We start from the raw sequence: 24,576 nt of genomic DNA, 5'->3' as shown, positions 1-24,576 counted from the left end.
GCTCAGTGTCGGCGCTGCGGCAGGACGAGCAGCGTCACGGAGTTCGCCGGGTACGTCGCGCTGACGCCGCCCCCGGCCACCCGGAGATCCTCACCCCGGACGATCGAGGTGAGATCGGCCGGGCCGTAGGTGAACCGCTGCGCCCTGTCCCCGCCCTGGAATCCGGAGAGCGCCAACCGTGAGGTCAGATCGCCGCCCGTCTTGTTGACCACCATGACGGTGAGTGCCTTGTCGGACGAGCGTTGCGCGGCGTAGACCGAGAGCTGCCCCTGGTCGCCGCTGACCGCCGACACGCTCACGTCGCCGAACCTGCTCCCGGCCCCGTCGTAGTTCCGGTACATCCGGAACGCGTACGCGCCGGGGTCGGTCGGCTTAGGTTCGCCCCAGATGGTGGCCAGGTCCAGACCCTCGCGCCCGAAGATGCCGAGTACGTCGGCCTGCGCGAGCGCGCCGTTGATGTCGTCCAGGGCGCCCCAGTTGTATTCGGTGATGGCGACCTTGGTGCCGGGGTAGTACTGCGCGACCCATGCCTTCATCTGGCGGATGAACTGCAACGGCGGAGCGTTCACCCCGCCGGGGCCGATCCACGACTCGTCGACGTACGTCGGATCCCACAGCGACCGGGTCGACCGCAGCCGCAGCGCGTTGGCGTCCGCGTCCTTGCCGCCACTGATCTGCGGGTAGTAGTGCTGATCGAAGTAGTCGAGGAAACGCTTCCCACCGTGGGCGTCGCTGAAGTCCTTCATGTTCTTCAGATACCACTGGGACAGGTTGAGCCCGCCGTGCGCCGCCGCGTCGGCACCCGGCGCGCATCCGTCCACACCGGACGCCACCCACTCGCAGTAGCCCCAGCCGGACGGGCCGAGCACCGCCGCGCGCGGGTCAGCGGCCTTGATCGCCGCGGCGGTCGCCGTGCCCTTGCCGCCCAACTCGTCGTAGCTCACCGGGTCGGGATGCACATCGCGGTGGGTGGAGTTCCACAGCACCGGCTCGTTGTCGAGTTCGTAGATCGGCACGCCGCCGCGTGACGCCGGGCCGAACTGGTTCACCAGATGGGACACCATCTCGCCGGCGAACCACGCGTCGGCCGGGATCGAGGTGTCCGTGGGGACCGCCCCGGTCAGGTTCGCGTCGGCGTGCCGGCCGTTGCCACAATTGGGGTCCCACTGGTCGAACGAGTCCTGCTCGGGGAAGCGGGTGGCCGGGAAGCCGCAGGCGAACGGGTGTGACGAGGGCGAGTCCTTCGCCACCCATCCGATCAACGGCACGGTGACCACCTGCCTGGTCCCGTGGTCCCGGTTTCGCTGGACGAACGCCTCGACCGTGTTGTCGGGCCCGGCCACGATGTTCTCGAAGTACCAGTCGCTGCCGGTGTTGTAGGTGTGGTTCTTGAAGTTGTAGCGGCTGCTCGCGTTACCGCCCCAGCGCGCCACCGGGGTGCCGAGTTCGGCGACGAGCGCGGGGTCGCCGCCGTTCATGCCGTAGATGTCGGGGCTGATCTTGTGGCGGGCGGCGGACACGTCCACGGTCAGGGCGAGCCCGGCGGCGGCCGCCGCCGGGCCGGCGACGGCCTGGGTGGTCAGCAGCCCCGCCACGAGAGAACCGACCACACCGATCGCCGTGGCCGGACGTGGCTTGCGCCGTCGTTGCACACCCATCAGAAACTCCTGCCGCCGATCAGCCCGGGACGGACCGAACCCGCACATATATTACTGCCCGTCTATATTAAATCAATCCATTGACGTCGATAGTTGCAGTTCTATTCGTCCCCGTGGCCGCGACCGTCGGGTGCTCTACGGGTACGCGACGTTCGGCAGCAGGTCGTCGTCGCGCCCGGTCTGGGGCAGTCCGGCAGCAGCCGCGATGACCTCGACGGCCTCGTCCAGCCCTGTGGTCTCGGGGAGGACGAGTTCGTCGGGCCAGCCCAGGACGTCGTGGGCGGCGTACCAGCCGCTCATGTGCTCGGCGGTGAACTCACTGACCTGCGGACGGGTGAGATGTCGGCGCAGCGTCTCGGCCAGGGACACGTCGAGGTAGCAGAACAGTGACCGGCCGCGGTGGCCGTCCCGCAGTGCGGTCAGCATGCTCCGATAGCGGCTGGCGTGCATGATGCCCTCCATCACCACGTGGTAGCCGTGGTCCAGTGCGAACCGAACGGTCTGCCCGATCAGCGCGGGTGCCGCACGGCCGGGTGTGTCCCGCTCGCGCAGCACGATACGGCGCAGGTAGTCCTGCTCCACCAGGGCGCAGCCCCGACCGTGCCGGCGTCGAAGCTCCCGGGCGATGCTGCTCTTCCCCGAGCCGGAATTGCCCCGGATGCAGACGAGGATCGTGGCCGGGCTGCCGGTGGGTTCAGCGACCACGATGCCTCCTCGGCTTCAATCGCCGCGGACGGTGAGGTCGTAGCCAGCGGCGGCAGAGAAGCACGTCATGTCACTCCCGGATCCCCATCTCGGCCACCAAACCCCTGTCGAGGCGGTACACCTGCGTGACGGTGTGGTCGGCGAGTTCGCTCTGGTCTTGTCGTGGACCACCTGACCGGAAGGCGAACAGTCCACCCAACGACCTGTTCACCTCATCTCGGCAATTCGGCTTGATCATGGCTAGAGCGGGCTGGCCCATCGGCGACGGATACTCATAACGGTTGCACAGCGCGTGTGCACAGTGATCCGTTGGACCCCCGCTAGCTTGGCGGCACCCGCCATCCAAGAACTTGGCCTGTCAAGTGGCTGCGGCTGGTTGCTTCTGCGCATAGGTGAGGCTCTGCCGGTATTCCAGTGCCTCGGGGGTCTCCTCGTACTGAAGTAGGCTGCCAGCCAACTTCAGCAGGTGCTCCTTGGCCTCTTCGGGAGTGGCGTAGAAAAACTCGCGGCGGTGGTTGACCAGGTTGACACGTCGGTCGGCCAAACGAGCGTGCATCTGCGCCTCGATGCCGACAGCGTCCTCGGAGAAGAACAGGGCGTGGACGTCAAAGTTGAAGGGCACCGAGGCGTCACTGAGTTCGCGCACCCGGTCCAGCGGATCCAAGCGACGGGTCATGCCGACCTTGACCATCTTCTCGCCGAACGCACCGAGATTGGAGATCACATACACGTAGCCAGCCCTGACGTTGGCGGCCCGCCGGTCGACATCCTGGAGCGCAGTGTCAATCTGGCTCAACCGATCCTGCATCTGGGCTGCCCCATCGATATCACCCTTGGCCTGAAGGACCGTCATGGCATTGGCGTAGTGCTGGCGTTCCTTGTCCAGCCGAGCGCGTTCGCGCTCGATCTCCTGCTGAGCACGTCGCTCTTCCCGGAGCCGAGCCTTCTCCTCGCGTTCTCTCTCCTTCTCCTCAGCCAGTTTCTCCTGGTAGTCGGCGGTGAGTTCAAGCTCCTCCACCCGCAGCCGGTGGTACCCCTCGGCGATACGAATGTCCATCGTCTTGCCGAGCTTGGCGATGGTCGCAGCCACCTTCCCCAGCCGCTCGACGGCCGAGGCGAGCTTGTACGGCTTCAACCCCCGTACCAGGTTGTCCGCCTCGGCGTTGTAGGCGCGAAGCATGAGCTTGGAGAAATCCCGAATCATAGCCCGGCCCTCGGCAGCCGAGCCGTTGACCGTCCACCCGGTGGCGGCCTTGACCGCGCCCCCGTCCTTCCTGGTCATCGCCTTGATCCGCTCCTGAAGGCGGCTTAGCTGGCTCTGGTAGGCGACCGCGTCCGACAGGGGGTGCCGGTACTGATATACACCTGCCTCCTGGAGTAGCGCAGTCTCCTCGGTGACCACGATCTGCTGCCGGAGACCACCCAAGTGCCGATCGAGTTCGGCCTTTTGTGCTTCACCCTTCGCAGCCTGGTCGGCGACCTCGCGGCCAAGTCGAGCCCGATGCTGCTCAAGCTCGATCGCAGACAGCACGCCAAGCCGTGACATCTCTGCCCGCAGACCGGTCAGCTCCACCGTTACCTGGTCCAACTCGCGGCGAAGATGCTCATTCTCCGCAGCGAGTTCGCGTGCCTTGCCACGGGCACCGAACAGGGGAATCTCGGGAGTTTCGGTGCGCTGCTGGGAGACGACGACAGGGGCCGCAGCAACCTGCCGAGCGACCGCAACAGGCGCTGCCGCAGCCGGAGCTGACGAGTCGGGGATCCATAATTGCCACCCGGATGGAGGAGGACCCCACGCGGGATCCGGCTTCCAGCCCGATGGCGGGATCCATCCAACAGGTGGAGCCGGCCAGTTCGGTGGTGCATTGAAGCGGTATCCCATCATTACCCCCAAGGCTTCACCACGGCCCGACGAAGGTAGCGCCGCAGTCCTCAAGGCAAAATCGACAACTCGGATCGGCAGTTCCAGCCATCCAGGCGGCCACCATTAACCGACCGGGGACTTCAGTCCGGTTACCGACAGGAACGAGCGTCGGCGACTCTTCCGTCTCAGGCGGGCCTGTGGCTAGAGACGGCCCGACGCGTGGAGGGCTCGCAGCCCACCGATGAGGACCTGAGTGTCAAAGCACGGGCGGCCACAAGCAAGGAGCCGCGATCATGGGCAACGTCACCCCCCGTAAACTCCAAAGAGCCATTTGAAGGCGAGAGACTAGCGACGGGTTCGCTCGTTCGGCGCACTGCAATGTCCGATAGTCCGATTATTCTGACACGTGCAGCGACATAGCGTTGCCCACACTCCAGTGACGACGCGAGGTTACTCATGGGCTTCTACCTACGGACCACTCTCAAGGCGGGTCCGTTTCGGTTCAACCTGTCACCATCGGGCGTCGGTGTCTCCGCCGGCGTCCCCGGCTTTCGGGTCGGCACCGGACCTCGCGGCAACTACATCCGCGTCGCAGGTCTCGGTACGACCTACTTCGGCAGCCCGGCACCTATCCCGACCTCGCCTGGCCCACAACCGTCGAGGCCACCCGTAGCTCGAACTGACGAAATTGTTATGCAGGAGTTGTCTGGTACTCCGGTGCAACATCTAGTCGCAGCACATCCCGCCGATTTGATCAATCAGATCCAGACTGCGGCCCAACGGCGATTACTGTGGCCGTGGATCGCCGCCGCCGTCGCGATGTTGGCGTTGATCTCCGCGCCGTACGGCCTCGCACTGCTCGTGCCTGGCCTGCCCGCCGTGTGGTGGTTTAGGCAACGAGATATCGCGCGCCGGTCAGTCGTCGTCTTCTACCAGGTTGACGACGCACCCGCAGTAAAGTACGAACGCTTCGCCGCGAGCAACGGTTTTGTGAGCCGCATCCAGCGTGTTTGGCATGTCGAAGCCGAGGGCGCCCTGAGTACTCCGTACCAGCGGAAAGTTAATGCCGGGGCCGGAGCGCTGATACGCCGTAGCACGGGTTCTCTGGACTTGGCCGGCCCGCCCGTGCTCGTGACGAACATCGCCGTCCCGAGCCTGCACGGTAAAGAACACTCTATCTACTTTCTTCCGGACCGGCTGATCGTCCGCCACGGCAGACGGTACGCCGACCTCCCCTATGCCGCAGTAAATGCCCATGCGCAGCCACAGCGCTTCATCGAGTCGGAAGCTCCACCGGCCGATGCTCAATGCGTCGGGACAACCTGGCAGTACACCAACAAGTCGGGCGGTCCGGATCGCCGCTTCAAGCACAATAGACAACTACCGATCATGCTGTACGGACGACTCACCCTCACCAGTTCGGACGGGCTGCTGACGGTCTGGGACTTCTCTCAGCCTGACGTCGCGGCATCATTGGCCGAAGCGCTCAACCGAATGCGGTAATCGCTGGTGCCGAAGCGGTCGATGACTCGGCCAGTGATGTTCCAGATCCCGCGAAGCACGGTCAAGGCAGCGAACACCATCATCAGGTGCGCCTCCGTCCCCTGGTACTCGAACTGAGCGTGTGAACAAGCGGCATGAGCTGGCCAGTGCCACGCGGGGGATGGTCGGGTTCCTCGGGCGACCGTCAGGCGTCGGTTCCGCGCGCCAGAGCCTGTCGGTCGGGTACGAGGAAGTGTTTGTTGGTGCGCCGCCAGGGACTCGAACCCCGAACCCGCGGATTAAGAGTCCGCTGCTCTGCCAGTTGAGCTAGCGGCGCTCGCTGACAACGACGAGCACGCTAACACGCCTCTGATCCGGCCCTCGGACCCGCCCGGGGCCGGACGTGGCGCGCTCAATGTGCGGGGTTCGGCGTGTGCGGCAGTTTGCCGAGTTGGCGCCAGTCCGTCTCCGCGACGTCGACGCCGTAGTGCTTCGCAGCGGCGAGGATGTTCTGGAACGCCAGGTCGCGCTCCTTGTCGGTGACGCCCTGCACCTGGTCGAAGCGGGCGATGGCGTTCCGGACGTGGCTCGCGTCGGTCATCGGCTCCTTGCGCTTGTCGGGGAACGCGAAAACGCTCTCCGGCAACTCCCGCTTGTCCTTCTCCGACAGGCCGCCGTGCTTCTCGTAAGGCTTCCAGGTTGTCGTCATCACCCACCATTACCCACTTGTTGTCCGGTAGCACATGCTGCCTCGAGGAGGGGTGGGCGGGGACGCGGACGGCCCGGGGCCGTGCCGTCATCGGCCCGGCCCCGGTGTGGTCGGTCGGTCAGCTCCGCAGGCTCCACTGCTGGTTCGGGCCACCGTTGCACGACCAGAGGATGATCTTCGTGCCGTTGGCGCTGGCGGCGCCGTTGGCATCAAGGCAGAGCCCGGACTGGCCGTTCGTGATGGTGCCGTTGGCGTTGACGTTCCACTGCTGGTTGAGCCCGCCGTGGCAGTCCCAGATGATGACCTGGGTGCCGTTGGCCGTACCGGCCCCGGAGGCGTCCAGGCACTTGTTGCCGTACACCATCAGTTGCTTGCTGGCGGTGGAGGTCCACCGCTGGTTCGTGCCCCCGCCGCAGTCCCACAGCTGCACCTGGGTGCCGTTGGTGGTGGAGGAGTTGGGGACCTCGACGCAGCGGCCGGACTGGCCGCCCACGAGCTGCCCGCCCTGCTGGCTGCCGCCGCCGCTCTGCTGCCGAACGATCGAGGTCGATTCGGCCGATCGGTTGCCCTGTGCGTCGACGACGTAGAGCCGGTACTCGCCCTGACTCGTCGGCACGGCGATGGACGTGGCGGTGCCGGAAGCCCTGGTCATCGTCGGCCCGGCGGTGAAGGTGGTCGTGCCGTACGGAGCCAGCCAGACCGACTTGGTGGCGTCGCCGGTGCTCCGGATCGGGATCGACGCCGTGGCACTGGTGACGAACGTGCTGGCCGGCAGCACGTAGTTCGGTGCGGAGAAACTGCTCGCCGGGATGATGTCCCGGTAGGCGTCCTCCAGGCCGGAGTTGGCCGCGATGCCGTACGCCGCCGCCGGCCAGACGTAGTCGGAGGACACGATGATGTCGCCGATCGTGCTGTTCGGCAGGTTCTTGTTCGAGACCTTGTTGATCGGGCCGTAGATCTGCGTGATGGACAGATCGTGCTTCCGCCCGAAGTCGTCCGAGTTGATCATCCAGGTGACGTTCTTGTCGATGCTCAGGACGTTGTCCCGGAAGGTGATGTACGCCGACCCCTCGTCCGGGTGCAGTCCGTACTTGTGGCCCGAGGGCACGCCCTGGAGGTAGTTGTTGGTGATCGTGGTCCCGGGCTGGCTGCCCAGCGTGTAGATCGGCGCCGTGTCGCTGAGGCGCTGGACCGTGTCGATGATGTGGTTGTAGCTGATGGTGTTGTTCCGCGCCGTCGTGGTCGGCCGGTTGGGCACGATCGAGCCCGATGACCCGTCGAAGTTCCACCAGCCCCAGCCCATCGTGATGCCCGACCAGGGGGCCTTCTCGATCCGGTTGCGCGAGATGGTGAGGGTGTCGGCGAAGTACGCCGAGATGGGGCTGTGCCCGTTGAACAGGACGGCGCTGTCGTAGATGTAGTTGTTCTTGATGTCGATGTTCTTCGGCAGCCCCTCGACCTGCGGGGAGTATTTCTCCCGGTTGGTCGACGTGCCGTCTCCGATGTAGACGTGCTGGGGATGGCCGACGTTGACGGCCGACCCCGCGATGTCGTTGGTGTAGTTCCCGATCAACTGCGTGCCCTGCACGTCGTTGACCATGCTGATGCCGTCGGCGCCGGTGTGTTGGATCCGGTTGCGTTGCAGGAGGATGCCGTCGGCGTTCTGCACCTGGACGATGCCGGGAGTGACGTCCACGTTGCGGTAGTAGTAGACGTGGAAGTTGCCCTTGGCGTACACCTGGGCGCCGAGGTTGCCCTGCTGCGCCTGCTTGAAGGACGAGCCGGCGACGTTGAACAGGTTCCAGTCGGAGTGTTGCACCGTCAGGCCGGAGAACGTGATGTTGCGCGCGTGGCTGCTCGTCGAGGTGCCGGCGACCCGCAGCAGGGTGGTGACGTTGTTCGGCGCGTAGACCGCGGCGGTCGACATGTTCTCGGCGCTGGCCTTGTAGTAGTAGACCGTCTTGGCGCCCTTGTCGAAGTAGAACTCACCGGGCGTGTCCAGGAACTCGTACGCGTTCATGACCTTGTGGCTGCCACCCACCTGGGCGTTGCCGTTGAACGCGCCCTGCGCGATGGCCGCGCCCGGTTGCTGGAACAGGGCCACCCGGTTCGCGCCGTCGGAACTCGTGGTCACCTGGCGGACTCCCACGATGGCCGTGGTCCAGGTCGTTCCCGTCTCGATCTCCAGGTCGTCCTGGTTGCGGGCGATGGCCGGGAAGTCGTTCAGGTTGTACTTGGCACCGTCGCACTGCGAGCCCGACTCCCACGCCCAGGCGGCCTGGCCGGCCGTGATGGTGTAGGTGCCGTAGCACCCGCCCGAGCTGATCGTCTTCGACGCCATGTACGCCCGCTTGTCGTTGACGTAGAGCGCCCGCAGCTTGGTGGAGCGGTCCAGCGGCGCCTTCCAGATGTTGCCGCTGTGCTGGGTCCAGCCGGTCACCTGGACGCCACCGTCCAGGACCGGGGTCTCGCCGGGATAGGCGGCGTAACTGATCCGGTACCCGTTGGTGCCGGAGTCGCTGGCGCCGAACTCGACGGTGCTGGTGACGGGATATCTGCCGCCGCGCAGGTACACGTTGATGTCGCCGGTCATGTTCGCGTTCACAGTGCGAACGGCGTCCCGTGCGCGTTGCACCGTCTTGAACGGAGACGCCAGCGTGCCGGCGTTGGAGTCGTTACCGTCCGGGGCGACGTAGTAGGTCTCCTGAACCGCGGCCGAGGCGGGCGATTGACTGATCACCACGGCCGGCAGCGTGGCGGCGACGAGCGCCGCCGCGAGCAGTGCCGTGCGGGTGGTGGTGGTTACGGCTGATCTCACGTGCTGTCCTTTCTCACTTGTCGTCGATGTGGTGCGTGATACGTGCATCGAGCGACAAGCAGGGAACAGCGACGCCACCAAGGATCGGCGGGGGGCGGGTGGTGCAGCCCGACCGCACTCTTTTGCCAATCGCTACGAAGTCTCTCGCGGAGCGTATGTCAGACGTGTGACGAATGCAATACAAGATTGGGTCTCATCTATGTTTAAATGCCTATGAAAGTTGCAAAAGACGCGGGTAAGACGAGGTGCGGTCGGGCATCATCCGATGAATCGGGCCGGGGTGCACCAGCACCCCGGCCCGAGCCGATCGGTGGCTGCTCAGCAGCGCGCCGCTCGGCGTGTCGTGTCGCCCAGCCGCCAACGATCACGAAGCACCGGGCGCATTCGTCACCGCAGCGAGAAGTCCACCACCCGCAGCGCGGAGTCGAACACCAGGTACACGTCGTGGGTGCCGGCGGTCCGGGCCACCTCGGCGCTGACGTTCACGTACCGGTAGTCGTCGCCGGTGCTGGGCACGGTGGCCGTACCGAGCAGCCGGCCGGTGGGCGAGCCCAGCCGGACCTGGATCGTTCCGGCGCCCGCCGCCGCCCTGGCGACCTTCGCCGTGAACGTGTGAGCGCCGGGGCGCAGCGCGGAACCGGCGAAGGAGATCCATTGACCGGCGGCGGTGGCACCGACAGCCGTACCCTGTGCCTTCGTCTCGTCGACGAGCCGGACCCCCGCGTACCGGTCGAAGTTCTCGGCCCGGGTGGTCCGCGAGAGGTCCCGGGCCGGGATCGTCTCACCGCGCACCGCGACCGCCGTCCGGGCCCGAATGTCCTCGGCGTTCGCGCCGACCAGCAGGTCGTACGTGGACGACTCGACCACCCACCGGCTGCGGGTGACGTCCCAGTTCGCCAGGTCGGCGACGGGCAGCCGGAGCGTCACGGCCCGGGTCTGCCCCGGTGCGAGCTGCACCCGCTGGAACGCCTTGAGCGCCCGGATCGGGGTCTTCAACCGGGAGGTGCGCTGGTGGGTGTAGAGCTGGACGACCTCGGACCCGGCTCGGCTGCCGGTGTTGGTCACGTCGACGCTGACAGTGATGGTGCCGTCGGCCGCGACCGAGCGGGCGTCGGTGCGGGGCTGGCCGTACCGGAACCGGGTGTACGACAGCCCGTGGCCGAACGGGTAGAGCGGCTTCGCGGTGCCGTAGAGGTAGGTCTGCCCGGACGAGATGATGTCGTAGTCCAGCAGGTCCGGCGGTAGTTGCCGATCCGAGCGGTACCAGGTCTGGGTGAGCCTGCCGGACGGGTTGCGGTCACCGAACAGGACGTCGGCGACGGCGTGCCCGGTCTCGGCGCCCGCGTGGGTGGTCCAGACGATGGCCGGGACGTGCTCCTGCTCCCATCCGATGGTGACCGGGTAGCTGGTCTGCAGCACCAGCACGGTGTGCGGGTTGGCCTTGGTCACGGCCTTGACCAGCGCTTCCTGGCCGGCGCTCAACGCCATCGAGGTGCGGTCGTGCGCCTCGCGCCCGTTGATGAACGGGTTGCTGCCGACGACCAGGACGGCGGTGTCGGCCGCCTTGGCCGCCGCGACGGCACGGTCGACCCCGCTACTGATCACCTCACGCTGGAAGTGGGTTGCGTCCGCCGCCGAGGACGCCCCGAGCTTGAGGGCACCGTCGTCGCCGACCGTGACGTAGGTGTTGACGCCGAACCAGCTCTCCGTCGTTTCGTAGCCGGCGTAGCGCAACGCGACCGTCCCGTCGGCCTGCGGCTCCAGCGTGAACTGCTGCTGGACGTACCAGCCGTTCGGCTGCTCGTCGCGGGTGATGAAGGGCCCCCAGTTATAGCCGAGGTAGCGGCCGTTGGCGGCGTTGCGCAGCGTCACCACACCCTGGCCCCAGTCCACCGCGTCGAACTGGGCGGCGAGCGAGGCGGTGGCACCGGTCGCGGCGACCGGGTCGGCGTCGGTGGTGCCGGTGGCCGTGACGTACCGGCCGGTCGCCGGGTCCTTCAGGGCGATCCGGTCCGCGCCGTCGAGCCCGCTGACGCTGGCGGAGCCGCCCAGCCGCTCGCGGATGCCGTCGAGCGCGGTCACCTCGTACGGCAGGTCGCCGCCGTACCAGTCGGAGTAGAGGGTGTCGGCCAGCGGACCGAGCACGGCCACCTTGCGGGTCCGGGACGGGTCCAGCGGAAGAGCCTGTCGGGAGTTCTTCAGCAGCACCATCGCCTCGCCGGCGGCCTGACGCGCCAGCCGCTGGTGCTCGGGGCTGTTGATGACGTCCGGGGTGATACCGCCGTAGCGACCGCCGCCCGGGTCGAACTCACCGAGGCGGAACCGGACGTTCAGGGTCTCGGAGATCCGGGCGTCGATGTCCGCCTCGGTGAGCAGGCCGCTGGCGAGGGCCTGCTTGATGGCGGTGACGGTCGGCTGGGCGTTGGTGTCGTCGGTGATGAAGCTGTTGAGGCCGGCCTTGACGATCGCGGCGTTCCCCTCGGCCTGGTTGGGGTAGTACCCCTGCGAGGCGACGAGGTTGTTCGGTGCCCACGCGTCCGTGACGTTCATCAGGGGCTTGTCGGTCCAGCTCCGTACCACCGTCGCCAGGTCCGGGTCCACGGTCGCGGGACGGCCGTTGACCAGGTTGTACGAGGCCATCACGCCGGTCGCCGCGTCGGCGGCGATGGCCGGTTTGAAGGCGGCCCGGTCGTACTCGTTGAGCACCCGTGGAGGCACGTTCGACGAGGTGACGTCGCGCCGGACCTCGTTGTTGTAGGCCAGGTAGTGCTTGAGGGTCGGCGCGCTCTTGAGGTGGTCCGGGTCCCCGCCGGACATCCCCGAGCCGTACGCGGTGGAGATCTTCGCGGTGAGCAGCGGATCCTCGGAGTAGCCCTCCTCGTTGCGGCCCCACCGAGGATCGCGGAGCAGGTTGACCACCGGCGCCCAGAGGTTGAGACCCCAGACCCTCGGGTTCTGCGCGTGGTAGCCGCGCGCCTCGTCGCCCACGGCCGAGCCGACCCGCTGGATCAGGTCGGTGTCCCAGGTGCTCGCCATGCCCACCGGCTGCGGGAAGGACGTGCCGCGAGCCTTCACGACCGCGCCGTTGTTGTCGATGTCGGTCGACCAGGCGACCCCGTGCAGCGCCTCGGTACCGGTCTTGAACAGGCCGATACCCAACCGGGGGACGGCCGGCTGGTACTGGTGCAGCCACGAGATCTTCTCGTCCTGGGTGAGCCGGCCGAGCAGGTCGTCGACCCGGGCCTGCACGGGCAGGTGTGGATCTCGGAACGGGTAGGTGGGTTCGGCGTGCGCCGCGCCGGGGACGGCCGGTAGGACGAGCAGTGCGAGCGCGAGCGCGGTGATTCCGCGCCGAAGGCGCCTGTTCCGCATGCGGTTCTCCTCATGTCGTACGACAGGCGCCAGGGGGCGCCGAGACCGGCGTGGCCAGGCTCGACACCCGGCTGACGGGCCTGAACGACGAATCGTCGAAGCGCTTCGACGACCCGGCCGCGTTGACCACGGCCATGAATGTGGTGATCGCCAGACTATAGACGTACACCTATGGGCGAGCAATACCGGCCAGCGGACCCGGCCGGGTCACCCCCAACGCCGACCGGGGCTGGGTTGATCTAGCGGGTACGCTCGTCACTGCTGGTGCGGCCCGCGCCGCGCGCCGATCCAGGGGGACGTCACCAGGTGAGCGCCCATTCGATGGTGTTGTTCGTGCTCGCTGCCGTCGCGGTCATCGTCGCCGTGCGGTGGGTGGCGTCGCGCACCGGCCTGCCGGCGGCGGCGCTGCTGCCGCTCATCGGCATCGCGTACGCGCTGCTCCCCGGCCCCAACGTCAGCCTCGACCCCGAGCTGGTGCTCATGGTCGTGCTGCCGCCGCTGCTCTACAGCGCCGCACTGGACTCCTCGCTGCTGGACATCCGGCGGAACCTGCGCATCGTGGTCAGCCTGTCCGTCGTCCTGGTGCTTCTCACCGGAGTACTCGTCGGCATCGGGTTCCACCTGTTCGTCGCCGGGGCGACGCTCGCCGCCGGAATCGCGGTCGGCGCCGCGATAGCTCCGCCCGACCCGGTGGCCGCCCTGGCGGTGGGCCGGCGCGTCAACCTGCCCCCGAAGATGGTCACGATCATTCAGGGCGAGGGGCTGCTGAACGACGCGACGGCGCTGACGATGCTCAGCGTGGCGGTGGCCGCCGCCGTCGGCGGGACGTTCTCGTTCCCCGCCGCCGTCGCGCAGTTCGTGCTGGCGGCAGTCGGTGGCGTCGCTGTGGGTGCGGCCGTCGCCTGGGCGAAACGGCTGGCCCGACCTCTCACCGCGGACCCGCTGCTGTCCAACGCGATCTCGCTGGCGACACCGTTCGTGGCCTACCTGCTGGGCGAGGCGCTGCACGTCTCCGGCGTGCTCGCCGTGGTGATCGCCGGGCTGATCGTCGGTCACCAGACGCCGCAGGTCGGGTCCGGGGCCGCCCGGCTGCAGACCAGCGCCGTGTGGCGGCTGGTCGACTTCCTCCTCGAAGGCTTCGTCTTCCTGCTGATCGGCCAGCAGCTTCCGGAGGTCGTCAAGGGACTGCGCCAGTACGACACGTCGACCATCGTCATCGCCGTCGCGGTGTCCGTGGGCGTGGTGCTGCTCCTGCGCCCCGCCTGGCTGGTGATGACGCAGTCGCTCCCCCGCTCCCTGCACACCCGCCTGGGTGGCATCTCCGAGCAGGACGACACCGACGAGCCGAGCACCGCACGGCAGATAGCCCGGGCCGACCGCAACGCCCGCCGCCTCACCTCCCGGGAGGTGGTGGCGCTGAGCTGGTCCGGTACGCGCGGCGTCATCAGCCTGGCTGCGATCTTCACACTGCCGCTGACCACCGACGACGGGTCACCCTTCCCCGACCGCGACCTCCTGCTGTTCTGCACCTTCGTGGTCGTGCTCGTCACGCTCGTCGGGCAGGGCCTGACCTTCGCACCGCTCGTGCGGATGCTCGGCCTGCGCGCCAACGAGACGGACCAGGCCCGCGTACGCAACGAGGCCCGTTCGGCGGCGGTGGAGGCCGCCCTGGCCCGCCTCGACGAGGTCGCCGCCGCCGAGCCGGACAGCACGGTGGCCGTCAACACCACCCGGACCCAGTTGCTGGCCCGCCTGGCGCGTTACCGCGGGCGACTCGACCTGCTCGAGCAGAGCGGGTCAGAAGAGCTACCCACCTCCCCGCAGTACGAGACGGCGCTGCGGGTCCGCCGCACGGCCCTCGACGCGCAGCGCGAGGAGTTGGTGCGCTGGCGGGACTCCGGTCGGCTGCCGGACGAGGAACTGCGGGTCCTGGAGCGGGAACTCGACCACGAAGAGTTGCTGCTCCCGAAGCGGCAGTAGCCATCCCGGCCGGTCGGTTCGCCGGCATTCGTTCCACCTTCCACCCCGGGGGTAGGGCCTGCCCCACCGGCGACCTTCCCGCTCACCGGCTGTCACCTGGACAGGCCGTTTCATAGCGTCACAGAGGAGCCATCGAAACGATCTCCTGTTCGCCACGGGTTGGTCGCGTGACGTTCTCCATCGAAGACCCGCCAGTCGTGGATGACGGGTCGCCCGGGACGTTCTCCCGGATCGCCGACGTCGACGCGCTGCGCGCCGTGGCGCTGCTCCTCATCCTGGTTGTCAACATCGCCTTCTTCGCCTCCGGCTACCCCTTCCATCTGGTCCCCGATCCCGCCCACGACTCGTGGGGCGACCAGGCGGCCCGGTGGGTGGTTGAGGCGCTCCTCGCGATGAAGGCGTACCTGCTCTTCTCCTTCCTGTTCGGCTACAGCTTCACGCTTCAGCTCGACTCCGCCGCTCGGCGGGGCGTCGACTTCGCTCCCCGGTTCCGGCGACGGCTGGCCGGGCTCTTCGTGCTCGGGATCCTGCACGCGGTGCTGTTGTTCCAGAGCGACATCCTGACCACGTACGCACTGCTCGGCCTGGTCCTGCTCGCCATGCGAAGAGTCGCCGTCGGGACCGCCCTGCGCGCCGCCGTACTGCTGACCGGCGGAATCGGTTTCGTCCTCGCGCTCGCCGGCTCCTCACCGACGTCGTCGGGAACCGGCGGCTCCTGCGTCGGGTGCAGCAGCTGGGCTATCCGATAGGCCTGGCCGGTGCGGTGGTCTTCGCCTCGGGTGGGGGCACCGCCAACCTGACCGGACTGACGGTGGGCATACTCACCGCGCCGCTGCTCGCGGCCGCGTACGCCGCCACCCTCCTGGAGTTCTTTCAGACCGACCGGGGACGGCGGGTGGTCGCCGTCCTCGCGCCGGCCGGACGGATGTCCCTGTCGAACTACCGGGGCCAGTCGCTGCTCTGCGTACTGGTCTTCACCGGCGTCGGGTTGGGTCTCGCCGGTGCCGTCGCACCTCCGGTCGTCCTCCTCATCGCGGTCGCGATCTACGGCGTGCAGCTCGCCGCCAGCGCGGTGTGGCTGGTCCGGTTCCGGTACGGACCGGTGGAGTGGCTGTTGCGGGCCTGGACCGAGCAGCGGTGGCCACGACTGCGGGCCACGGACCCGGCCTGACGGGCCCGCCCTGGCCGTCCGGACAGGACGGTCGGGGCCGTCTGTCGGTCGTCTGCGCTGGCTGTGCGGCGTCGGCGAGAGGCTGGGACGACGAGGGGAACGTGATGGCGAACAGCGTGCCGCGGTCGAGGCGGCTCGTGACGTCGATCGTGCCGCCGTGCGCCCCCCGTCACTGCCCCTCGCGCTGGGTGGCGCGCCGCCGGTTCAGCCTCGCAGGGCGTCGTCGACGCCTGTCTCGTACCGGCCCAGGTACACCGGGTCACGCCCGGACAGCACGTCCCACGCCGCCTTGTCGGCGGCGCCGTACTCGCGCGCGACGCCCCGGCGCCACAGCGGCGCGTACCGCTTGGCCGTCTCGTCGCCCACGCCGTTGGCCTCGACGCCGAGGGCCCGGCAGAGCGTGACAGCCCGGTCCAGGTGGAAGGACTGGGTGACTACGGTGGCCTGGCGCACCCCGAAGATCTGCCTGGCCCGGGCGCAGGAGTCGTACGTGTCGAAGCCGGCGTGGTCGAGCACCACCTTCTGGTCGGGCACCCCCCGGTCGACCAGCCACTGCCGCATTGCGCCCGGCTCGTCGTACCCCCAGTTCATGTGGTCACCGGAGACCAGGATGGCATGGACCTTGCCGGCCGTGAGCAGTTGCCGCGCGATCTCCAGCCGGGCGGCCAGGAACGCCGACGGCTGCCCGCCGGGGTCGACCTGGGCGCCCAGCACCAGGGCCACCGGCGCCTCGGGAACGTCCTCGACGGTGAAGGTCCGGCCCTCCGCGCCAGAGCGGACCCACACCACGCTGCCCCCGGTGACCGCGCCGGCCAACACCGCCCCGAGCGCCGCCACCAGCAGGGCGCGGCGCAGCCAGCGTGCCCGGTGGGCGCCACGAATCGCACTGAGCACTCGACGAAGACTCGACACGGCCCCAGTATCGCGGCTCGGGCAAGGACGGTGGGTGTCCATCCACGGCCGACGCGGAGTCGGACCCGACCGGTACGGTAACCGGATCGAATCCCGTCGGTCCCACGGGCCGGCTCGGGTGTGGGGAGGGTGCGTGACGTCCAGGGCTGCCGAGATCGCCGCCGAGCAGGCGTACTTCGATGCGGCGGCGGCGCACCGGAACCGACGTCGCGATGACCTGCGGCACCTGCCGTCCGCCGCGGCCCACTCCGGCGCCGCCGCGCACCTGCGGCGGTACGCCGACGCGGCGCAGCGGGCGTTGGGTGCGACGGACGAAGCGGTGGCGTTCGGCCGGGTGGACGCAGAGACGGGCGACACCTGGTACGTCGGGCGGCACCTGATCCGGGACGCCGAGGGCGAGGTGCTGGTGGTCAACTGGCAAGCGCCGGCCGCCGCAGGCTGGTTCGAGGCCACCCCGGAAAACCCAGCGGGGGTACGTCGCAAGCGCGCCTTCATCTGCGCCGGGAACACGATCGAGGAGGTCGCCGACACCATCCTCGCCGAGATCGCCGAGGCGGTGGACGCGCAACTGCTGGCCGATCTGGCCCGGGGGCGTACCGGCACCATGCGGGACATCGTGGCCACCATTCAGGCCGCCCAGTTCGCCCTGATCCGCGCCCCGCGCGACCAGGTGCTGGTGATCGAGGGTGGTCCCGGCACCGGCAAGAGCGCCGTGGCACTGCACCGGGTGTCCTGGCTGCTGTTCCAGCACCGGGACGACATGTCGGCGCAGGATGTGCTGGTGGTCGGGCCGCACCCGACCTTCGTCCGGTACATCGGCCAGGTGCTGCCGACGCTGGGCGACGACGGGGTGGAACTGCGCGACGTCGGCCGGCTCGGCCCGGATGTGCCGCGGGGCCGCACCGAGCCCGACGCGGTCGCCCGGATCAAGGGCGAGGCCCGGATGGCGGGTCTACTGGCCCGCGCGCTGGACGCCCGGATCGGCGCCCCGGACCCGGCCGAGCGGCTGCTGGTCGGCGGCCGTTTCGTCACCCTGCCCGGTGTCGAAGTGGCCGAGGCGCTCGCCGCGGCACGGGCGGCGACCCTGCCGTACGGGGGCCGCCGTGGGCTGCTGCGCGACCGGCTCACCGCCCTGGTCGCCGCCCGGACCGGGCTGGACCCGGCCCGTTCGGAGGCGGTCGGCAATCTCACCGACCGGCTCTGGCCACCGCAGACCCCGGCCGGCTTCCTGCGTGACCTGCTGGGCTCCACCGCGCGGCTGCGGGCAGCCGCCGGGGACGAGTTCACCCCGGCGGAGGTGGCTGCGCTGCACCGGCGTGGCGCGGACCGGTTGTCCCGGGAGACCTGGTCGGCAGCGGACCTGCCGCTGTTGGACGAGCTGGCGCACCTGATCGACGGGCCGGGCCGGCGGTACGCGCACGTGGTGGTCGACGAGGCACAGGACCTGTCCCCAATGCAGTTGCGCGCGGTGGCCCGACGCAGCGCCACCGGGTCGCTGACGGTCGTCGGTGACCTCGCCCAGTCCACCGGCAACTGGGCGCGCGACTCGTGGGACGAGGTGCTCACCCACCTGCCGACCGTGCACCCGGCGAGGATCACCCCCCTGCGGTACGGCTACCGCGTACCCCGCCAGGCGTACGAGACGGCGGCGCCGCTGCTGCCGGTGGCCGCGCCGGGCGTGACACCGGTGGAAGTGGTCCGGGACGGGCCGGCGGACACCGGCGTGCACCGGGTGGGCCTGGCCGAGCTGGCCGGCCGGGCGGTCACGGTGGCGCGGGGGCACGCCGAAGCCGGCCGGTTCGTCGGCATCGTCTGCCCGCCCCGGCAGCGGCGACCGGTCGAGGCGGCGCTGGCCGCGAACGGGATGACCTGGAGCAGCGCCGACCGGGGCGAGTTGGGCGGCGCGGTCAACCTGATCAGCCCGCAGGAGGCCAAGGGCCTGGAGTTCGACGCGGTGGTGGTGGTCGAACCGGTGGAGATCGTGGCCAGTGACGAACGCGGCCACCGGCTGCTGTACGTGGCGCTGACTCGCACGACCGGGCACCTGGACATCGTCTGCACGGGCGACCCGGTGCCGCTGGACGCGCCAGTCCGGCCCCGGCCGTCGATGGACGACCCGGCGGACGCGACGTTCACCCGGCGGGAGGCTCACCGGCTTGCCGAACATCTCGCCGGTCAGCTCCGCGGCGCGGCGCCGCCGGCGTTCTGGGCCGACGTGCTGGCCGAGCTGCGGGCCAGCCTGCTGCCGGAGGACGCGGTCAGTTCCGGGCGGCCGACGGACGGCTGATGGCGGCCGAATCCAGCCGTCGGCCCACCGTCCACTGCAGGATGTCCTGCTCGATGTCGGCCTTCTTGGCCTTGCTGGGCACCGCGATGCCCAGCTCCCTGGCCAGCGCCCGCAGCTTCACCACGGTGAGCTTCAGGTCGGCGAGGTAGCGGGCGCCGGCCGCCCGGTCGCCGATCGCCGCGAGGTCGGTGCGGACCCGGTTGGTGTCCACGCCGGCCGAAGCCGCCGTCGTCGTCCGGACGGCGGGCCGGGCCTTGTCGACGACGGCGAGCTTCGCCGCGCCGTCGGCCAGGGCGGCGAGCTGGTCGGCGGGCAGCGCGCGGACGAACTCCGCCACCCGCAGGAGTACGGCGTGGGCGAGGTCGGCGGGGTCGGACACCGGTGGCTCTCCTTCTAGGGGCGGGTGCGGGCCAGGAACTCGCTGGCCAGCTGCTGGAGCTCGTACTGCACCTTGTCGTTGGCGTTCGGCACCAGCACGGCGGGCAGGTGCCGTTCACCGGCCGTGCCGAACAGGGTCTTGTTCTCCCGGATGGTCTGCCGGAACACCGGGACCTCCAGGTTGTCGGTGAGCCGCATGTAGTTGCGGGACGCGGTGATCGGACCACCCGCGGCGTACTGGATCATAGTGAACACCACGCCCAGGTACTGCGGGTCGATGGTCGGGCCGGGGGCGGCCACCCGGTTGAAATCGCGGACCAGCTCGGAGACCTTGCTGCGCAGGTAGTCGATGCCGAGTGTGGACAGGTAGTCGGGCTTCGCCGGGGTCAGGATGTGTTCACTGGCCACGATGGCCGTCCGGGTGACCATGGTGAAGTTGGGCGCGCAGTCGATCAGGATGTCGTCGTACCCGGCGAACTCGTCGGTGGCGAGCGCGTCGGCGAGCGCTCGGTGCAGCGGCAGGAAATGCGGGCTGCCGTGCTGAAAGCGTGACCCGCCGAGGGCCGCGGCGAGGTCCAGATCTACGTCGACGAGCTGAAGGTGGGAGGCGATCAGGTCGAGCCGGCCGCCGTCGGGCAGCAGCGCGTTGACCGGCTCCGGGGTGAGCACGTACGGGTGCAGCGCGCCGGTGGGCTCGTCGGCAAGCACCGAGCCGAACCACTGCAGGATGGTCCTCTCGTACGCGAGGTCGGTCTCCCACTCGGCGGCCGGATAGAACGAGAAGGTGAGGCTGGCCTGCGGGTCCAAGTCGATCAGCAGCACCTTGCGGCCACGGGCGGCGAGCTCGGCGCCGAGGTTCATGGTGATCGTGGTCTTACCGACCCCGCCCTTGTAGTTGATGACGGACGTGATGCTCATGCCGGTCCCCGCATCGCGACATGATCTCAGGAACGGGTAGCCCCGGTCGAGGTGAGCACCGGCGTCTCCGAGCAGGACGACACCGACGGGCCCGGTTGCGCCCGGCAGGTCGCCCGCGCCGACCGCAACGTACGCGAAAAAGGCCCCGGCCTGGTGTGAACACCAGATCAGGGCCTTGCTCGTTGGTGCGCCGCCAGGGACTCGAACCCCGAACCCGCGGATTAAGAGTCCGCTGCTCTGCCAGTTGAGCTAGCGGCGCTCGTCGGCAACGGAGAGAACATTAGCACCCCGCCAACTCGGGCTCCAATCCGGTTACCCGACTCCCCCCTTCGGTCGAGCTTAAGGGACATACAGTCATAAACCGACCGCCAGCTCCGGGGCAGGGGCATGGGTCGGGGCACTGATGGGGCACGATGTCCGCCAGGTACGCGAGAACAGAGGTGGGGATGGCACGGTTCACGCGAGCCGGGGCGGTGGTGGGCGCTCTGACCTTGGCGGCGTCGCTGGCACTGACCGGGTGCGGCGACGAGCAGAAGAAGCCGGAATTCGTCGGCGGGACGTCGACAGATGCAAGTGCCGTACCCGAATCGGCTGCGCCGTCAGCCCCGGGTGCGTCGAACGCGCCCAGCGGGCCGGCACTGACGCTGAGCCCGGCCAACGGCACGAAGAACAAGCCCGTGAGCACGGAGATCAGCGCCAAGCTCCCGGACGGTGGCAAGGTCGCCTCAGTCACCCTGGCCGCGGCCGGCGGGGGTGCGGTGGAGGGCAAGCTGCGCACCGACGGCTCCGCCTGGGTGCCGTCCGCTCCCCTGAAGTACGGCACCAACTACACCGCCACGGTGAACGCTACCGGGCCCGACGGCACGACCAGCCAGGGCACCAGCACCTTCACCACGATGGCCAAGCCGAAGTCGACCATCGGGTCCGGCCTGTACCTCTTCGACGACAAGAGCTACGGGGTCGCCATGCCGGTGGTCACCGAGTTCCACCCGGGCATCCCGAAGAAGGACCGGGCCGCGGTCCAGAAGCGGATGTTCGTCAAGACCGACCCGCCGCAGCCGGGCGCCTGGCACTGGGTCGACAACGGCACCCAGGCCTACTACCGCGCACCGGAGTACTGGCAGCCGGGCACCACCATCACCGTGCGGATCGCGCTGGCCGGCGTGCCGCTGAGCAACGGCAAGTACGGCGACGTCGACCGCAAGGCCACCGCCAAGATCGGCCGGTCGTTCGTGATGAAGGTCGACAACGCCACGAAGAAGATGTCGGTGTACGAGAACGGTGCGCTGTCGCGCACCATCCCGGTGAGCCTGGGCAAGAAGAGCACCCCGTCGTCGAGCGGGACGATGGTCGTGATGGAGAAGAAGGAGTCCACGGTCTTCGACACCCGCGACGACCCGGACCCGGCCAACCGCTACGTCACCGAGATCGACTTCGCTCAGCGGCTCACCTGGGGTGGCGAGTACATCCACGCCGCGCCCTGGTCGGAGCATGTGCAGGGGCGGTCCAACGTCTCGCACGGCTGCGTGAACGTGTCGACGGCGAACGCCAAGTGGCTGTTCGACAAGACGCGGATCGGCGATCCGATCACGATCAAGGGCACCGAGCGCAAGATCGTCGCCGGCAACGGCTGGACGGCATGGAGCCTGAGCTGGTCGGAGTTCGTGAAGGGCAGCGCTCTGCCGGTGCCCAAGGGTGGGTCCGGCCCGGCGCTCTGACGGTTCGGCTCCTTTGCGCCGGCCCTGCCGATGGCACAGGCCGGCGCGTACCCTTGCACTGCCCGCGCCGTGACGACGGCGGCGGCGACCCTCAGTCCCGGCACAAAGACGAGCCCGAATCACGAAACGCCGGATGGTACCAAGATTCCGGCATCCTGATCGGCGTGTTCCGGTTCACCCTCGGCAACCGAGGCCGGTTCTGGCGCGTCATTAGGAGACGATGGGTCAGGGACCACGACTGTGAGGACATCATGCGAGCTAGCCAGGACCAGCTGATCCGGCCCCGTGGGCGACGCCGCGTGCTCGCGGCGGGGCTGCTCGCCGTGGCGCTGGCCTTCACCTCCGCCTGCACCAACGGCGACGGCGGCAAGCCGTCCTCGTGGCAGGGCGGCGACGAGAGCCCGGCCCCCAAGGCGGCGGCGACCATCAGCGAGCCGGCGGCGGACGCCAAGGACGTGCCGGCGTCCACCGGCATCACCTTCACCACGAAGGACGCCGAGGAGACCACCGTCGACCTCAAGGACGCGTCCGGCAAGGCGGTCGAGGGCACCCTCGCCAAGGATGGCAAGACGTGGCTTCCGAACGGGGCGCTGGAGTACGCCACCAGCTACACCGCCACGGTCACCGCCACCGGCGACGACGGCCGGCCGGCCACCGCGACCAGCACCTTCACCACGATGGCCAAGCCCGACAAGCAGGTACGGGTGAGCAGCTTCCTCGGCGACAACCAGGTGGTCGGCGTCGGGATGCCGCTGATCGTGAAGTTCAGCCGTGCCGTTCCGGAGGACTACCGCGACGACGTGCAGCGCCGGATGACGGTGACCTCGACGCCGGCCCAGGAGGGCATCTGGCACTGGGTCAGCCCCACCGAGATCCGGTACCGGCCGAAGGAGTTCTGGAAGGCGAACAGCAAGGTCTCCTACCGCGTTCAGGCCGGCGGCCTGCCGATGGGTGACGGCTACTACGGCCGCTCGGACCTCTCCGTGGACGTCAAGATCGGCTCGTCGCTGATCATGACCGTGGACAACAAGACCAAGCGGATGACGGTGACCCGCGACGGCTCGGTGATCAAGACCATCCCGGTCAGCCTGGGCAAGAAGAGCACCCCCTCGTCCAGCGGGACGATGGTCGTGATCGAGAAACTGCGCAAGACCGTGTTCGACACGATGGAGGAGCTGGGCCCCGAGGAGGGCTACCGCACCAAGATCGACTTCGCGCAGCGGCTCACCTGGGGTGGCGAGTTCATCCACGCGGCCCCCTGGTCCGAGGGGCAGCAGGGCAGCGTCAACGTCTCGCACGGCTGCGTGAACGTGTCGATGGCCAACGGCGACTGGCTGTTCAAGAACACCCAGATCGGCGACCCGATCACGGTCAAGGGCACCGAGCGCAAGCTCCAGAACGGCAACGGCTGGACCGACTGGAACATGAGCTGGGACGAGTACGTCAAGGGCAGCGCCCTGCCGTACGAGCCGCCGGCCGACCCGGACGCTTCGCCGACCCCGGACGGCGCCGTCACCCCGTCCGCCACGCCGACCGCCTGAGCTGCCAGAACGACGAAAGCCCCCTCCACGGAGGGGGCTTTCGCGTGCGACTCCCCGACCCAGCGGTTGATCCACTCCAGGTCGGCGAGGTTGGGGTGTCCGGACGGCCGAACACCCCCAGATCGGCGACCTGGAGTCGATCACCCAGTCGCGTGACAGAAAAACAACTCAGGCCCCCTCGTGGAGGGGGCCTGAGTTGGAACTGGGGTGACTGATGGGAATTGAACCCACGACAACCGGGACCACAACCCGGTGCTCTGCCAACTGAGCTACAGCCACCACGCCTCCGACGCCCGGTCGATCGCCCCGGGCGGGGTGCGGACCAATAATAGCCACACCACCGCTCACGGCGTCCAGCGGGTTCCCCGCCGACCGCGCCGAGCACCGACAGCAGGGGCCGGCGAGCGCCGTCCGGGGCAGGCGCCGTCAGAGGTCGGCGGCGATGGCCTTGGCGGTCTCGACGTCCGGGCCGGGCAGCGGGACGAAGATGGTGCGCCGGTAGTACTCCAGCTCCCGGATGCTCTCCCGGATGTCGGCGAGCGCCCGGTGCGCCAGGCCCTTCTGCGGCTGACCGAAGTACACCCGGGGGTACCAGCGGCGGCAGAGTTCCTTGATCGACGAGACGTCGATCATGCGGTAGTGCAGGTGCGCGTCGAGGCGGGGCATGTCCCGGGCGATGAAGCCACGGTCGGTGGCGATCGAGTTGCCGCACAGTGGCGCGGTACGCGGGTCCTTGACGAAGGTGCTGATGTACTCCAGCACCCGGTCCTCGGCCTCGGCCAGGGTGACCGCCGAGCGGCGGACCTCCTCGGTGAGGCCGGACTTGGCGTGCATGGTCTGGACGATCTCCGGCATCGCCTCCAGCGCGGCCTCGTCGGCGTGGATCACCACGTCGACACCATCACCCAGCACGTTGAGGTCGGGGTCGGTGACCAGTGCCGCGACCTCGATCAGCTTGTCACTGCCAAGGTCCAACCCGGTCATCTCACAGTCGATCCAGACGAGGAGATCAGCCACCGGGACAGCCTACGCGCAGCCCACGCCCCACGGCTGCGCGCTCTGG

The 24,576-nt window shown here is 68.8% G+C and carries 17 protein-coding genes and 3 tRNA genes; 7 read left to right on the top strand and 13 right to left on the bottom strand.

The window, feature by feature from the left end; all coding sequences use genetic code 11:
- Positions 1 to 2: 2 nt before the first annotated feature.
- The 3 genes from ABZU46_RS05135 to ABZU46_RS05125 form a co-directional block, all read right to left on the bottom strand.
- On the bottom strand, positions 3 to 1,658 hold the full coding sequence (locus ABZU46_RS05135; protein ID WP_354855184.1) for a glycoside hydrolase family 44 protein: 1,656 nt from the start codon (positions 1,656 to 1,658) through the stop codon (positions 3 to 5).
- A 135-nt stretch (positions 1,659 to 1,793) separates the two neighbouring features.
- Entirely contained in the window at positions 1,794 to 2,363 is a 570-nt protein-coding gene (locus ABZU46_RS05130) for a kinase (protein WP_354855183.1), read from the bottom strand.
- A gap of 358 nt (positions 2,364 to 2,721) precedes the next feature.
- Entirely contained in the window at positions 2,722 to 3,936 is a 1,215-nt protein-coding gene (locus ABZU46_RS05125; protein WP_354855182.1) for a DUF4041 domain-containing protein, read from the bottom strand.
- 747 nt (positions 3,937 to 4,683) lie between these two features.
- Between ABZU46_RS05125 and ABZU46_RS05120 the strand changes: the two genes are divergently transcribed.
- Positions 4,684 to 5,730, top strand: coding sequence for a DUF4236 domain-containing protein (locus ABZU46_RS05120; RefSeq protein WP_354855181.1), 1,047 nt, complete (start codon positions 4,684 to 4,686; stop codon positions 5,728 to 5,730).
- A 240-nt stretch (positions 5,731 to 5,970) separates the two neighbouring features.
- Here ABZU46_RS05120 and ABZU46_RS05115 read toward each other — a convergent pair.
- From ABZU46_RS05115 to ABZU46_RS05100, 4 genes are all read right to left on the bottom strand, one after another.
- A tRNA-Lys gene (locus ABZU46_RS05115) sits at positions 5,971 to 6,046 on the bottom strand.
- Positions 6,047 to 6,121: 75 nt separating this feature from the next.
- A complete protein-coding gene (locus tag ABZU46_RS05110; protein WP_354855180.1) occupies positions 6,122 to 6,418 on the bottom strand; it encodes a DUF6582 domain-containing protein in 297 nt (98 codons plus the stop codon).
- A gap of 118 nt (positions 6,419 to 6,536) precedes the next feature.
- On the bottom strand, positions 6,537 to 9,236 hold the full coding sequence (locus ABZU46_RS05105; protein ID WP_354855179.1) for an RICIN domain-containing protein: 2,700 nt from the start codon (positions 9,234 to 9,236) through the stop codon (positions 6,537 to 6,539).
- A 387-nt stretch (positions 9,237 to 9,623) separates the two neighbouring features.
- Positions 9,624 to 12,608 carry a glycoside hydrolase family 3 C-terminal domain-containing protein gene (locus tag ABZU46_RS05100; RefSeq protein ID WP_354855178.1) on the bottom strand — a complete coding sequence of 995 codons (2,985 nt, stop codon included), beginning with the start codon at positions 12,606 to 12,608 and terminating at the stop codon, positions 9,624 to 9,626.
- A 321-nt stretch (positions 12,609 to 12,929) separates the two neighbouring features.
- Between ABZU46_RS05100 and ABZU46_RS05095 the strand changes: the two genes are divergently transcribed.
- From ABZU46_RS05095 to ABZU46_RS05085, 3 genes are all read left to right on the top strand, one after another.
- Positions 12,930 to 14,588 (top strand): Na+/H+ antiporter, encoded by a 1,659-nt coding sequence (locus tag ABZU46_RS05095; protein ID WP_354855216.1) that lies wholly within the window; start codon positions 12,930 to 12,932, stop codon positions 14,586 to 14,588.
- A gap of 167 nt (positions 14,589 to 14,755) precedes the next feature.
- Positions 14,756 to 15,337, top strand: a complete 582-nt coding sequence (locus ABZU46_RS05090; RefSeq protein ID WP_354855177.1) for a hypothetical protein — start codon at positions 14,756 to 14,758, stop codon at positions 15,335 to 15,337.
- Positions 15,313 to 15,759, top strand: coding sequence for a DUF418 domain-containing protein (locus ABZU46_RS05085; protein ID WP_354855176.1), 447 nt, complete (start codon positions 15,313 to 15,315; stop codon positions 15,757 to 15,759). The genes ABZU46_RS05090 and ABZU46_RS05085 overlap by 25 nt, the downstream gene beginning before the upstream one ends.
- A 204-nt stretch (positions 15,760 to 15,963) precedes the next feature.
- Here ABZU46_RS05085 and ABZU46_RS05080 read toward each other — a convergent pair whose 3' ends face one another.
- Positions 15,964 to 16,653 (bottom strand): ElyC/SanA/YdcF family protein, encoded by a 690-nt coding sequence (locus ABZU46_RS05080; protein ID WP_354855175.1) that lies wholly within the window; start codon positions 16,651 to 16,653, stop codon positions 15,964 to 15,966.
- Between the two features lie 151 nt (positions 16,654 to 16,804).
- Between ABZU46_RS05080 and ABZU46_RS05075 the strand changes: the two genes are divergently transcribed.
- Entirely contained in the window at positions 16,805 to 18,958 is a 2,154-nt protein-coding gene (locus tag ABZU46_RS05075; protein WP_354855174.1) for a UvrD-helicase domain-containing protein, read from the top strand.
- Here the strand turns inward: ABZU46_RS05075 and ABZU46_RS05070 are convergent.
- The 3 genes from ABZU46_RS05070 to ABZU46_RS05060 form a co-directional block, all read right to left on the bottom strand.
- Complete coding sequence (locus ABZU46_RS05070; RefSeq protein WP_354855173.1) at positions 18,930 to 19,337, bottom strand: hypothetical protein; 408 nt, start codon at positions 19,335 to 19,337, stop codon at positions 18,930 to 18,932. The genes ABZU46_RS05075 and ABZU46_RS05070 overlap by 29 nt on opposite strands.
- Before the next feature lie 14 nt (positions 19,338 to 19,351).
- A complete protein-coding gene (locus ABZU46_RS05065) occupies positions 19,352 to 20,254 on the bottom strand; it encodes a ParA family protein (protein WP_354855172.1) in 903 nt (300 codons plus the stop codon).
- A gap of 183 nt (positions 20,255 to 20,437) precedes the next feature.
- A tRNA-Lys gene (locus ABZU46_RS05060) sits at positions 20,438 to 20,513 on the bottom strand.
- Positions 20,514 to 20,700: 187 nt separating this feature from the next.
- Here ABZU46_RS05060 and ABZU46_RS05055 point away from each other — a divergent pair.
- Together ABZU46_RS05055 and ABZU46_RS05050 are read left to right on the top strand one after the other, a co-directional pair.
- Positions 20,701 to 21,972, top strand: coding sequence for an Ig-like domain-containing protein (locus ABZU46_RS05055; RefSeq protein WP_354855171.1), 1,272 nt, complete (start codon positions 20,701 to 20,703; stop codon positions 21,970 to 21,972).
- Between the two features lie 251 nt (positions 21,973 to 22,223).
- Positions 22,224 to 23,513 (top strand): Ig-like domain-containing protein, encoded by a 1,290-nt coding sequence (locus ABZU46_RS05050; RefSeq protein ID WP_354855170.1) that lies wholly within the window; start codon positions 22,224 to 22,226, stop codon positions 23,511 to 23,513.
- A 203-nt stretch (positions 23,514 to 23,716) separates the two neighbouring features.
- Here the strand turns inward: ABZU46_RS05050 and ABZU46_RS05045 are convergent.
- Positions 23,717 to 23,792: transfer RNA gene (locus ABZU46_RS05045), tRNA-His, on the bottom strand.
- Positions 23,793 to 23,939: 147 nt separating this feature from the next.
- Complete coding sequence (gene orn, locus ABZU46_RS05040; RefSeq protein ID WP_354855169.1) at positions 23,940 to 24,530, bottom strand: oligoribonuclease; 591 nt, start codon at positions 24,528 to 24,530, stop codon at positions 23,940 to 23,942.
- Positions 24,531 to 24,576: the final 46 nt, after the last annotated feature.

This window comes from Micromonospora sp. NPDC005197, assembly GCF_040608295.1.
GTDB lineage: Bacteria > Actinomycetota > Actinomycetes > Mycobacteriales > Micromonosporaceae > Micromonospora.
Note: the sequence above shows the minus strand (reverse complement) of the source record. Positions and strands in the feature narration are given on the sequence as shown.